Origin of the sequence: Mucilaginibacter panaciglaebae (assembly GCF_039539265.1) — a bacterium.
GTDB lineage: Bacteria > Bacteroidota > Bacteroidia > Sphingobacteriales > Sphingobacteriaceae > Mucilaginibacter > Mucilaginibacter panaciglaebae.
Genome location: NZ_BAABCV010000003.1, coordinates 151,662 through 165,101, shown reverse-complemented (window position 1 = coordinate 165,101; position 13,440 = coordinate 151,662). Strand labels below are relative to the sequence as shown.

The window sequence follows — 13,440 nt, the reverse complement described above, 5'->3', positions numbered from 1 at the left end:
AACTCTGTATCTCCTTAAACCAGGAGACTTTATTTATTATAATCAATTATTGTCTTAAAGCAATTTGCCATGTCCATCTTCCTCGTACCTCGGTCGAAGGATATGTCTTTTTATACTTCTACAGGCTTAAAAATATCCGCCTTTTTTTCTATCTTCCATTGCAGCTTCCGATACTTTGTCGTCCATTCGGGCGCCACGTTCACTTATTTTTGAAGTGCTTATTTCATTAATAATGTCGTCAATTAAAAATGCGTCAGACGCTACGGCTGCGGTGCAGGTCATGTCGCCTACAGTACGGAAACGTACAGTGCGGCGCTCAATCACATCATCCTCATCCATATTTAACACAGGGTTGGCTGCCATTAGCTGGCCGTTGCGAATGATGGTGTCACGCTCATGTGCAAAGTATATTGATGGTAATTCTATATTTTCTCTGCGGATGTAGTTCCAAACGTCCAGTTCGGTCCAGTTACTGATAGGGAATACACGAACGTTTTCGCCTTTGTGGATTTTACCATTGTAAATGTTCCAAAGTTCAGGTCGCTGACGTTTAGGGTCCCATTGGCCAAATTCGTCACGTACCGAGAAGATACGTTCTTTGGCACGTGCTTTTTCCTCGTCACGACGAGCACCGCCTATGCAAGCGTCAAACTTGTTTTCGGCAATAGTATCCAGCAATGTTACAGTTTGAAGCGGGTTGCGGCTAGCATTTTTGCCCTTTTGTTCAACTACTTTTCCCTGGTCAATTGAGTCCTGTACACTGCCTACAATCAATCTTTCGCCTAAGCGTTTGATCATAGCATCGCGGTACTCAATGGTTTCAACAAAATTGTGGCCGGTATCAATATGTACCAGAGGAAATGGAAACTTACCCGGGCGGAAGGCTTTCTCAGCCAAACGTACCAGTGTAATAGAATCTTTTCCTCCTGAAAATAAAAGCGCAGGGCGCTCAAACTGGCCGGCTACTTCGCGCAGAATATGGATAGCTTCTGCTTCAAGCTCATCTAAATAATCCAGTTGGTTGTGTTTACTCATGTGTTTTAGTTCTGAATTATTTGAATTGTCGAATTATTGATTTCTTTTCAATTCAATAATTCAGTAACTCAATAATTCAATAATTATTTATTGTCAATTATTAATTCATGCAGGCCGCATTCTTTTTTTGATTGGTCTTCCCACCACCAGCGTCCTGCTCTAAAATCTTCGCCTTCTCTTATCGCTCTTGTACATGGCTGGCACCCAATGCTCGGAAAACCACGATCATGTAAAGTATTATAAGGTATATTGTATTGTTTGATGTATGCTTTTACAGCGTCTAAAGTCCAGTCAAAAATAGGATGGAACTTCACCAGGTTATGCTGATCATCCCATTCCACATTGTGCATATCCTGACGGTTAACTGATTGCTCGGCACGGATACCGGTTATCCAGCATTTATTGCCGGCCAAAGCACGGTTTAAAGGCTCAACTTTACGAATGCCGCAGCATTCTTTACGATTCTCAACAGATTCATAAAAACTACTTGGGCCTTTTGCATTCACCATCCGCTCAAGTGCTTCATGCTGCGGGTAATAAGCAAATATAGTTTTACCATATATTTCCATGGTGCGGTTCCATACATAGTATGTTTCAGGGAATATGCGGCCTGTCTCTAAGGTAAAAACTTTAATAGGCAAATCATTGGCAAATATCATGTGCGTAATAACCTGATCCTCCCAGCCAAAACTACTTGAAAAGACAATTTGGTTAGGGAAATATTCGGCCAATTTGGTCAAAGCAGCAACCGGATCGAGTCCTGCTGTTAATTGCTTTATATCTTCTGCCTGGGTATTCATTATAATATTTTCATTGCAAAGTTAACAATGCTTCTCAAACTTGTAAACATAACTATTATAGCCACCGCAATCATGATGGTCTTTGTTGATATTTTGTTGGATATTTTAGCGGCAATGGGCGATGCCAATGCACTGCCGAATACTAAACCGGCTACAGCTTCCCAATGTTTGCCGTTTAACATGGTAATAAACGTAAGCGAGCTCATTAAGGCTATAAAAAATCGCGAAAGCTTAACGGTACCTAATGAAAAACGTGCATTACGACCGCCGGCTATTAAAGCTGATAAGACAATTGAGCCCCAGCCACCACCGCCAACGGCGTCTATAAAACCTCCGCCAAATCCTAAAAGCGAAATCTTTTTAATTTTTTTCTGACCTGCTTTACGCTTTAGTTTAATAGCCTTCAATAATATCACCACACCCAGAATAAGCGTATACAACGAAACAAAAGGTCGCGTGTACATACTGTAATGCTCAAGCGAGGATAATAAATAAGCGCCGGTTACCGCACCAATTATACCCGGTAACAGTAACGACTTAAATAACTTCCAGTTGATGTTACCCATACGGTAGTGCATCCAGCCGGCAATGCCATTACTCATAATCTCTGACAGGTGCACGCCCATGCTCGCCGAAGCAGGAGGGATGCCCATAGATATGGAGAATGTAGTTGAAGTAACACCATACGACATGCCAATAGCACCATCTATCATGGCAAATACGAAACCGGCCCCCAGGAAATAATAAAACGCGGGATTAATTTCCTCCACATATCCTTTAAACGCGGGTTCATTATACCAAAGTGTAGTTACAGTTACTATAAGCGCAAAGACAATAGAAAGCCAGATGAGCCATTTCAAGTTTTTGCGCTCATTTTTTTGCTCGACAAGTACCGAGGTGACTTTATTGAGCTTTTTAACCTTATCAGCAAAATCGCCGGATAAGGTTTCGCGTAGTTGGCTCATGTGTTGTAATGACTGATCCAGTTCGTGCGGGATATTTTCGTCTAATACTTCGCGAAGTCGTTTAGCTATAGTTGGAGATTTTCCGTTAGTAGAAATACCGATCTTCAGATCACCTTTTTGTACGATAGAACCAAGGTAAAAATCGCACAGATCTGGTTTATCTGCTACATTAATCAATAACCTGCGTTGATGCGCCGATTCACGGATATAGGTATTTAAGTCAGAATTATCTGTAGCTGCAATTACCAAATCTGCATCGTCCAGGTCCTCATCGCTGAAAGCTTTTTCGATAATTTTTACAGAAGGATAAGCTATCGATAAATCATAAACGCCCTGATTAACCGATTTAGCAATAACGGTAACTCGTGCTTCCTGGCTGTTATGTAATATAGCATTCAGTTTTTCTAAACCGACATTGCCTGCGCCAATCAGCACGGTATGCAATTCGTTCAGTTTCAAAAAAACGGGAAACAACTGATTGCCTCCGATTTTCTCATCCTGAATAGAAGTTAACTCATTATTTTCCGGCAACAAAGTCATTTAGTTTCTGTGTAATTGTACAAAGCACATTAACATTATGATTGCAGTATTGTTTCCCTTTTGGCTTTTACACCTTCCAGAAAATCAGCAGCCGAAGCCATGTACAAAGTTGCAAACTCTTCTGACGGCTCGTTTTGATTAATCTGAGTGATCAGGTCGTTAAAGCTACTGTTTAACGCAAACTCGCCGGCGCTAACATACTGTGCATCAAACTCTTTTATAATTCCAATCTGGGTACTGGCATTAACGCCTTTGTCTAATAACAGCGCTTTAGCTGCGTTTATAAACACGTTGTATGAATGATAAATGGCATCAGCCCACACGCCGGCAGCAAATGATTCGTTTGCCCATTCGAGCTTCTCATCACATTCATAAAGCAATGTGGCTACCAAATCTATAACCACGCCGGCACATTCGCCCACGCCGATTGCCTTCTCGTAGCTTTCTACATGGCCCCAATCTACAAAGTCCTCGTCGGTTAGTGTGGTGAGGTCGGCCAGTGGTTTTAACATCTGGTAAAAATAATCTTTACCTTGTCTGTCATAATAATTATTGAAGAGCTCGTTTTCAACAGAATTTGCCTGATAATCGTCCAGAATATCTCTTAATACCTGTGTAGCACGTTTTGCCGGTATCTTGATTACGCGCTCGCCGGCACGACCAATGCCATCGCCGACAATGCCGCCGCCCAGCATCACCTGCATTGAAGGCAATACCTTAGCGCCGGCTTTTAATGAGCTGCCATGAAACCCAATTGGCGCCATGCTATGCTGACCACATGAATTCATACAGCCGCTTATTTTTATCTTGATATCGCGGTTATAAATTAAATCTGCGTACTCATTGGCAATAAGATCTTCCAATACCCTTGCAAACGTCATACTATTTGATATACCCAGGTTGCAGGTATCGGTACCGGGGCAGGTGGTTACATCGGCCACACTGTCAAAGCCCGGCGAAGCCATGCCTAATTCGGCCAGGCCATTGTATAGGGTAGGGAATGCCTCCTTACGGATATATTTTAACAAAAGACCCTGATTTTGAGTAACACGTATCTCATCACCGGCTAAAGGTTCTAATAAGGCAATCATTTTCCGTGCCTTTTCAGTAGGTATATCACCGGTTTGCACTTTAATGTACACGCCATAATAACCTTTTTGCTTTTGCTCAAATACGTTGGTAGCTAACCATTGCTCATAGCCCAGCGGGTTACTAATGGTGATCTCGTCAAACTCGCGTTCGGCGGGTATGGCCGGAGCCGGGATAGTATCGGTATTTATTTTATATGATTTAACCTTATTGGCAGTTCTTTCAACTTTCATCAGGCGCAAAACCTCTTCCATGCCAAATTTTTGAACTACATATTTAAACCTGGCCTTGTTACGGTTAGTACGCTCGCCATAACGATCAAATACACGTATGGTTGATTCAATGTATGGAATAAGCTGATCTTCAGGTAAAAAATCTTCAACAACAGTACCTAATATAGGCTGAGCACCTAAGCCGCCACCCAGTGTTACTTTAAAGCCACGCTCGCCATTGGCGTTTATTTTAGGTATAAGACCCAGGTCATGTGCAAATGAGAATGCAGTATCCTCGTCGCTGGCAGAGAAACCAATCTTGAATTTACGCGGCATATCCTGGTTAACAGGATTGCGCAACAGGTATTCAAAAGCAGCCTGAGCATAGGGCGACACATCAAAAGGCTCTTTTGGATCAATGCCTGCTGTTGGAGAAGCCGTAATGTTACGAACAGTGTTTCCACATGCTTCGCGAATTGTTACATCATCCTTTTGCAGATCAGCCCAAAGCTGCGGTGTGCGATCTAAACTAACGTAATGTATTTGTATATCCTGGCGGGTAGTTAAGTGAAGGTTACGGCTTGCGTATTCGTCCGATACATCCGCAATGCGCAGCAACTGTTTAAAAGTTACCTTACCAAAAGGTAATTTAATACGCACCATCTGCACACCCGGCTGACGCTGACCATAAATACCTCTGGCTAAACGTAAGCTTCTAAATTTCTCATCATGAATTGTTCCATCACGAAACTCACGGATCTTTTTTTCAAGACTAATAATGTCCTTTTCAACAACAGGATTTTCGAGCTCTGTTCTAAAGCTTTGCATATGCGTAAAATGTAATTTTAAAATCTCTTATATCTGCACAGATATTACCCATCAAAGATATAGATAGTATATGGAATTGGTAGAATATAATTTAAAAAAGGTTAATTTTAACAATTAAATGATTGTTGAGTTTAGGTATTTATCAGTTTTGTTTCGCGGGCTATCACATCAGCAATGCTGGTTTCTGATAGAATTTTGAGGGTAGCATCGCGTACGTCAATAAAAACATCGCGAATACCGCAACTGGTTTCTGAGTGGCATTCATCGCATTTATGGTAAAAATTTAAACTGGCACAAGGCACCATGGCTAAAGGGCCATCGGTAATGCGCATTACACTTACCAGGTAAATGTCTTTAGGGTCCTTGTTTAATGCATATCCGCCGCCGGCGCCTTTTTTACTGTACAAAAACCCGGCGTTGCGCATATCCAGCAATATCTGTTCAAGAAACTTTTTAGGTATACGTTCTTCTTCTGCAATTTTTGAGATCTGCATCGGCGGTTTGTCTGCGTTTTTCCCAAGAATTACTAATGCTTTAATAGCATATTTAGTTTTTTTTGATAGCATTTTAAAGTTAATAACTAACAAATATAATTAATACAATTAATAATACCGACTTACTATACTTATTTTACAATAGCGTCAGAATGCCCTAAATTCTTATCCGGATTGACCTTATCCCGTACTGCTTGTTTCAATTCTTTGATATCCGGAAAACGACCCTGCTCTTTACGGTCGAATAGTTTTTCATCATTTAAACTGATGGTATAACGGCCGGCAATCTCGCTGGGGCGAAGGGTTATGCCGTAAAGATCGTCTTCAAATGTAGTAAGCAGTTCCTGAGCCATATAGGCTGCACGTAAAAGCCAATGGCATTTGGGGCAATACTCGATAGTTATGGTTGGTTTCATGGTATGTCAGACAATGAATCGTTCTTCAAAATGTTTGGTTAGCTGGCACATTTCATCGCCAACCGAAATGATACCCGTACCATTGTGTACAAGATTCTGGCCGAAGTATATCTTATTATTCTTGACACGATAAGACGCCAGCGTTTTAGTAGGTTCTTTAGCCGCAACGGCTGTGCTTTGGTCTATGGTAATAATATTGCAGCGGGCACATAATTTTACGCCGTTAAAGCTAATGTTATTGATAGTAAAATTATCCATCGTATCTTCCTGATACGGCACGCCGCCGGTAAACACTATATTGGGCCTGAAACGATTCACAGGTAATGGTTTATCCAGCCGCCGGTTCAGGTCGTCAAGCGAAGCCTGCCCGATCATCATGAAAGGGTAGGCGTCAGAAAACGAAGTTATCTGTCCGCCCCGCGTGTATTCACTATCGGTAAAACGCAGCGTTTGGTCAGGCATAAAAACCAGCCTTACATCAATATTTAAGTGTTTGCTAAACCAGTCATCGGCAGACTTTCCAACCAATTGCGCCTGGCAGATATCATCCCAAACGGCGACTGTTATAAGATCTTGATTTTCAATTTCTAAGGCAATGTCAATCGAAGTTCCGTCAGAGGCAGATACCCTTAGATATTCGCCGGTTATATGTGGAGTTAATAAAGCCATTGATGCGTGTTCACGCTGCGAAATAAAACGGTTATTGTTATCAATCAACATCCACCGGCGGTCATACCGAAAACCGCGGTCGGTAACCAAAGCTTTATCCACTTTAATACCGCCTAACGACTTTATAGGATAGATATACAATCCGCTAACTTTGAGCATCTGTCATAATGAATAATGCAAAGTTACCTGTTTTGGTGAAAACCGGTTGATTGCGGGGAAATTTATACACGTTTTCATCAATTATGCACGTTACAAAGCACTTAGAGATATTTCGCCAAAGAACTTCAGGTATGTTTAAATAGGCTCCGTCAACTTGTCGTAAACCTGAATATGCTTTAATTAATACCACAAATAATACCAGGTGCGTGATTATTGCCCGTTGCCTTATTAATAAGTTAATGCCGCATACTTTATTTGCGATAATTCGCAGGTCAATTAAAAGGAGGGATATGTATGTTAATTAAATTGCCTTTTGTTAATAACTATCAACAGGGGTAACAAAAGTAATTGTTAATTTCGACACAACTGTAGTTAACGTTGTTGTGATGATGTCTAAGCTGTATAAAGTATTTTTCTGACTTCTATGATATCATTTACTATACTCGTAGACAGTAAATAAAAAATATGTATACACAAAGATCAACCGCACAGCACGTTAAAGGCGCTCAGCCTGATGACGAATACTATTGGCGCGAAATTTTTGTAAAATACCTGAATTATTGGCCGGTATTTTTACTGTTTATCCTTATTGCAATGATTGGCGCCTATGCCTGTCATACGGTTACCAGGCCCGTATATGATATTAAGGCTACATTGCTGCTTCAGGACGATAGCCAAACCAATGATAACAGATCTTCATTGCAAAGTATGGGAATTGCCGGCAGCCCCAAGAGTTTTGGTAACGATGTCGAGGTATTAGAGTCAAGGCGATTGATTGCCGGTGTTGTTAGTGATCTGAAACTTTGGGTGTCCTATAAAGTAGTTGAAAACCATCTTCAAAAAGAGTTATATGGCGCTGAGTGCCCAATAACGTTTAACCTGGTGAGGCCAAGCGGTAAACGCGATCAAAATATCATTATTGTGATTAAAAATGCTTACTCATTTACCTTGAAAACTTCGGACGAACCCGATGAGGAAAGTACCGGATTTGGTTTCAATAGCGATGTAAATACTTCAGCGGGATTATGGCAGATCATACCAACAGCTAATCTGAACAAATATATAGGTTCTACTATCATTATTCAGTTAACCGATCCTCAAACAGTAGTTGCAGCAAGCCGGAACAGGCTGGTTGTGGCTTTAAAAGATCAGATGGAGTCCTCTGCCGTTGAGATTACCTATAAAGATCAAATACCGCGCAGGGGTAGGGACTTTGTAAATCATCTGATAAACCTGTTTAACAAGACCCAGGTTAACGACAAGAAAGTAAGAACCAAAACTAAGCTTGATTTTATTGACCGGCGTCTGGATTCATTATCCTCCCAACTCAATTACGCCCAAAAGCAAGTTGAGCCACCCAAAAGTTCGCACGCCGTTACTAATAGGCAGACGCAGGAAGCGCTTTATAACTTGCTGCTTCAAAAACGTGAAGAGGTTGAGCTTGATTATGCGTCGACTTTATCAAATGCACAGTTGATCGATGTGGCTTATGTTATACCCCTTAAGCCCGTAAAAGCACTTGTTCCGTTCGCGGCTGCGTTGTTATTAGGCCTTTTAATACCTGCCGGATTAATTTATTTAAAAGAGGCTATTAAAGATAAAATAACTAATCGTCGTAGTATTGAAAAAGCGCTGCTTATACCAATTTCGGGCGAATTGGAAGAAGCTAATCTAAGAACACCAATTGTTACAGACGACGAGAACGACAAAGTGGGTTTTATGTTGGTTGAGCAGTTTAGAAGCCTGCGGACTCAATTACATTATCTACATAATCATGAGAATAAGGGTAGAGTAACACTTATTGCTTCAAGTGTGCCGGGCGAAGGGAAAAGCTTCGTAACATCAAATCTGGGTGTTGCACTGGCTACTTCAGGCAAACGTACTATAATTTTAGAACTTAATCTTTACAAGCCGGTTATGGCCCGGATATTCAACTTACCCGAGTTGCGGCCCGGCATGAGCAATTACTTAAACTGGGAGTCCTTAAAAGAAGAAGTTATTCAAAATTCAGTAACCTACCGCAATCTGGATATTATAACGAGTGGCCAGTTTATTACTAATTTTTCAGAGCTACTGGATCGAAAACGGATAGAGATATTATTGGACTGGTTGCGCGAGCATTATGATCATATCCTGATAGATACCTCGCCGTTGCAGGTTATTGGCGATGCCAATATAGTTGCCCACCTGTGCGATATTACGCTATATGTCATCAGGAAAGATTTTACTCCTAAGAGTCAACTATCATTTATCAATAATCTGTGTATTGAAAAACAATTGCCGGGCATGAGCATTGTTCTTAATGGGATAGACAGTGTCACAGCGGCCTATAAAGATTACTTCAATACTAAGGGGTAGGGCCGCCACACAATTCCGCTATCCTGACCCCGATCAACCGCCAAATAAAATCATCATACTTAATTGGGAAATAATTCCACACTTTGGGAAATAGTCCTGTGGCTAAATCCCCCAAATTTTTAGCAATTCAAGTATTAGTCCCCGCCAATTAGTTGTGCATAAGCTATTTAAGCTATACTTTTTCATTTGGGAGCGGTATTTGCGGTAAAGCTATAATTAATCGCTATTATGGCACCGTTTGTATTAGAAGATCCTTTAAAATATATCACTAAAGAAGTTTTAGATTATGATGCCTTTAACCGCGACATAAACAAAATCAACTTCCATACAAAATGCCTGATAACGACGGTTAATCGATATTCATACATGATTGCCGAGAAGGATAAAGCTTATAAAAAAGCCTTGATTTCTTCTGATATATTATTACACGATAATATCAACATCAATGCAGCAGCAAAGCCGTTGGATGGTGAGACAGTAACAAAAGTTGGCGGTGCCGACATTCATCAGCACCTGCTGCAAAAGCTTAACCACGAGGGTGGAAGCTGTTTTTATCTTGGCGCTTCCGAACCTACGTTAGCGGCTATAAAAAAACGCCTGTCAAAAGAATATCCTAAAATTAAAGTTGGCAGTTATTCACCGCCATTTAAAGCCAATTTTAGTATTGAAGAGGATAACGCGATGATTGAAGCCGTTAACGCCTTTAAACCACAAGTATTATTTTTAGGTATGACCTCACCTAAACAAGAGAAATGGGCTTACAAATACAAAGATCAATTAGATGCTCACGTTATTTGTGCCATTGGCGCCATATTTTACTTCTATGCCGAGACAGTGAACCACCTGTCTGAACCTCGGATAAACTTGGGTTTAGGGCGGGCGATTCAGTTAGTCAAAGAGCCGGGGCACATTGCTAAGAAATATCTTTACTATGGCCCCTTGTTTGTCTGCGAGCTACTAAAAGGTAAGCTATTGGGCTTAGTTTCAACACTCAAATTCAAATTACGCCAGTCTGCAGTTAATTAAGTACAGGTTATTGAACGGCCTTTTAGATTATAAAGAACCGACTTAGTGTAGCTCACCGATAAGCCAGCCTCACTATTAAAATACCTCATAATTGAATGCTATAAAACAATGCCAAATCCCGGTGCACCCACCGCGTCAAAAAGCACTATAATCTTCTATTATCGCTGAAATATTTCAGGATACTTCCGGATAAAATACACCGGCGTGCAGCTCCAGGCATGGCAATAACTATTAACCGGGAAAAATCCGTAAGGCGATTTAAATTCATCCACCGGATCATAAACTTCCCAGAAAGTATCGGCTCCTTTTTTTATCATACCGCCCCAATAATCTATAACTGCTTGTTTGGCTTCTGCATTTAGTCCGCTGGCTATTAGCGCCGCAACGTAGTAGTGATACATGTAAGGCGCACCCGGATGTACGGCATCGGTAACGGCAGGCAATGTCTTCAGCGCACGCTGAGCCTCAGCCTTCGTCGCTACGCCACTTAATATCATCCAGGCCTGGCCACCGTAGGATATTTGCCTATCCTTTCCGCTTATAAACAAACCTGACTTTTTATCGTACAGGCTTTTATGTGCTGCATTTTTAAGTTTTCTGGCGAAGGCCGGTAAATCGGCCACCTCGTTTTCTTTACCCAGTATTTTAGCCAGCTCATAAGTCTGATTTAAGGTGTAAATAGTAATACCCTGCAGTGGAGCCTGCTTATCCAGTCCGTCTTTCCAATCAAAAAATACCCACCATTCTTTATTGGCTTTCTGATAATCCATCATGCCGTCGGGCAAGGCATATTTGCGGGCTATGTCCAATTGTTTTTTGGCAACGGGCCACAGATCTAAACCGGTTTGTTTATCGCCAGTGCCCGCTACATATTCTTTTAAGGCGACGTTATACAGGTAACAATAGTCCAGCAGGCGGGTGTTATGAGAATGCGGTTCCGGCTCTTCAAACACATCGGCGCTCAACATGCCATCCTCATTGGCCAAACCGGCAAGCAGGTAAAGGCAGCGCCTGGTTAAACTGTCATTATGAAATGAATATAAGTTAGCTAACGACTCGAGGTAAGTATCACCGATCCACAAGCGGCGGTCGCGTTTGGGGCCATCTTCATAAACCGTCTGCATGCACTCCTTAAGCGTGTTCAGGCCAACGCAGTCAATGTCTTTGATAATTTGCGAAGTACCCGCCGTAAGGGCAGGAGGGGTCATGCGAACCGATGTGCTCGCTTTGAAACTCAGATCGGCTATATTAAAGTCGAAATTTGGCGACGAACCCAGCAAATCTACCTTCAAATACCTGAAAGCAACACGCCGCGGAATAGTAATTGTCGCGGGCAGCACAGTAACCGTTATGATCTCATCCTGAAGCCAGGCGCGGCTCAGGCCGCCGGGATAGGGGTCAAACGGTGTGGCTATCTCCGCAGGCACTTCACCAAAAGTCAGCTTCAATCTCACCGGTGCATCCATGTCGCTTCGGCGCGTTTTAAGGGTAATAGTACAATAGCCTGTTAAGTGCTCGCCAAAATCAACCACTATGCTGCTGTTCCTTTTATTGATTGATGAGCTATACAATTGATCTGCACCACCTGCGTTAACCGCTTTCCAGCCTTGAAAAGCTGAGGCATCTTTTTCAATTCGTACTATGCCCACCGGCTTTTTAATGGTTGTTTTTAAAGCGGGCGTAAATTCCCGGGCCTTTTGTAGCCAGTCCTTGCGCCACGCGGCATATACATCCTGTGCAGCGGCTGTTTCGTTTAAAATCAGGAAACTAAAGCAAATTAAAAGAGACAGTCGGAAGGCAGATTTAAAAACTAACATAGGCGGTTCGCAATTGATGTCACAATATACAAATCAAATAGTAAAGGGGATATATTTTGAAAAAGCGATAAATCACCTATATTGTCGAATAAACCCATTATTTCTTCAAATAAACTATCTTATGTTAAGTAGACGCTCATTTGTAAAAACATCGGCTGTGCTTTCTGCAGCAGGTGTGATGTCAAACTATAAATTATTTGCTTACGATAAAAGGTACATTGGCCTGCAATTGTATACTGTACGCGATGCTATGGCGGCTAACCCTGCGGCTGCACTGGCAAAAGTGGCCAAAGTTGGTTATAACTCGGTTGAGGGAGCCACCTACACCGGCGATGAAAAGTTTTACGGAATGGGTGCCAAAACATTTAAAAATGTTTTAAAGCAAAATGGCCTGGTAATGATGAGCAGCCATTACCGCCTGGGCGAGGAGCAAACCAATGGCAAAGATACGATGGGCACCATGCTGCACGATTGGAACAAGGCTGTTGATGATGCCGCCGAAGTTGGCTTAAAGTATATGGTATGCGCTTATCTTTCAGATGTTGAGCGCGGCAGTCTTGATCACTATAAAAAACTGGCCGACGATTTTAATAAAGCCGCAGAGCGCTGTAAAAAAGCGGGCATACAATTCTGCTATCATAATCACGATTTTGAATTTAAACAGCAGGATGGTAAATATCCCTATGAAACGCTGCTGGCCAATACAGACAAAGATCTGGTAAAAATGGAAATGGACCTCTACTGGGTTACCAAAGCCAAGCAAGATCCTATCAAACTTATTAACGAAAATCCGGGCCGTTTCCCGCTGTTTCATGTTAAAGACATGGATAACACTCCGGCGGGCAATTTTACTGAAGTGGGTAATGGAATAATCGACTTTAAAAACATATTTAAACATGCTGATAAAGCCGGTTTGAAATATTTTTTTGTGGAACAGGATCAAACTCCCGGCGATCCGTTTAACAGCATCACACAGAGTTATAATTACATCAAGAAAAACCTGGTTTAAACCTTGCCAACTCCTCCCGGTGC

The 13,440-nt window shown here is 41.8% G+C and carries 11 protein-coding genes; 3 read left to right on the top strand and 8 right to left on the bottom strand.

Annotation, left to right across the window (positions count from 1 at the left end; all coding sequences use genetic code 11):
* Positions 1 to 126: 126 nt before the first annotated feature.
* The 7 genes from cysD to ABD772_RS04905 form a co-directional block, all read right to left on the bottom strand.
* On the bottom strand, positions 127 to 1,035 hold the full coding sequence (cysD, locus tag ABD772_RS04935; RefSeq protein ID WP_345101332.1) for a sulfate adenylyltransferase subunit CysD: 909 nt from the start codon (positions 1,033 to 1,035) through the stop codon (positions 127 to 129).
* Positions 1,036 to 1,118: 83 nt separating this feature from the next.
* Entirely contained in the window at positions 1,119 to 1,835 is a 717-nt protein-coding gene (locus ABD772_RS04930; RefSeq protein ID WP_345101331.1) for a phosphoadenylyl-sulfate reductase, read from the bottom strand.
* Complete coding sequence (locus tag ABD772_RS04925; protein ID WP_345101330.1) at positions 1,835 to 3,340, bottom strand: TSUP family transporter; 1,506 nt, start codon at positions 3,338 to 3,340, stop codon at positions 1,835 to 1,837. Before ABD772_RS04925 ends, ABD772_RS04930 begins: the two co-directional genes overlap by 1 nt.
* A 35-nt stretch (positions 3,341 to 3,375) precedes the next feature.
* On the bottom strand, positions 3,376 to 5,469 hold the full coding sequence (locus tag ABD772_RS04920) for a nitrite reductase (protein ID WP_345101329.1): 2,094 nt from the start codon (positions 5,467 to 5,469) through the stop codon (positions 3,376 to 3,378).
* A gap of 131 nt (positions 5,470 to 5,600) precedes the next feature.
* Complete coding sequence (locus ABD772_RS04915; protein ID WP_345101328.1) at positions 5,601 to 6,035, bottom strand: RrF2 family transcriptional regulator; 435 nt, start codon at positions 6,033 to 6,035, stop codon at positions 5,601 to 5,603.
* A gap of 59 nt (positions 6,036 to 6,094) precedes the next feature.
* Positions 6,095 to 6,379, bottom strand: coding sequence for an Rdx family protein (locus ABD772_RS04910; RefSeq protein ID WP_345101327.1), 285 nt, complete (start codon positions 6,377 to 6,379; stop codon positions 6,095 to 6,097).
* Between the two features lie 6 nt (positions 6,380 to 6,385).
* Positions 6,386 to 7,207, bottom strand: coding sequence for an MOSC domain-containing protein (locus ABD772_RS04905; RefSeq protein WP_345101326.1), 822 nt, complete (start codon positions 7,205 to 7,207; stop codon positions 6,386 to 6,388).
* Positions 7,208 to 7,672: 465 nt separating this feature from the next.
* Between ABD772_RS04905 and ABD772_RS04900 the strand changes: the two genes are divergently transcribed.
* Positions 7,673 to 9,565 carry a tyrosine-protein kinase family protein gene (locus tag ABD772_RS04900; protein WP_345101325.1) on the top strand — a complete coding sequence of 631 codons (1,893 nt, stop codon included), beginning with the start codon at positions 7,673 to 7,675 and terminating at the stop codon, positions 9,563 to 9,565.
* Positions 9,566 to 9,793: 228 nt separating this feature from the next.
* A complete protein-coding gene (locus ABD772_RS04895; RefSeq protein ID WP_345101324.1) occupies positions 9,794 to 10,591 on the top strand; it encodes a WecB/TagA/CpsF family glycosyltransferase in 798 nt (265 codons plus the stop codon).
* A gap of 158 nt (positions 10,592 to 10,749) precedes the next feature.
* On the opposite strand, the gene ABD772_RS04890 is transcribed toward ABD772_RS04895, so the two are convergent.
* Positions 10,750 to 12,408, bottom strand: coding sequence for an alpha-L-rhamnosidase-related protein (locus ABD772_RS04890; RefSeq protein ID WP_345101323.1), 1,659 nt, complete (start codon positions 12,406 to 12,408; stop codon positions 10,750 to 10,752).
* A gap of 121 nt (positions 12,409 to 12,529) precedes the next feature.
* Here ABD772_RS04890 and ABD772_RS04885 point away from each other — a divergent pair, with 121 nt between their 5' ends.
* Positions 12,530 to 13,417 (top strand): TIM barrel protein, encoded by an 888-nt coding sequence (locus tag ABD772_RS04885; protein ID WP_345101322.1) that lies wholly within the window; start codon positions 12,530 to 12,532, stop codon positions 13,415 to 13,417.
* Positions 13,418 to 13,440 lie beyond the last annotated feature (23 nt).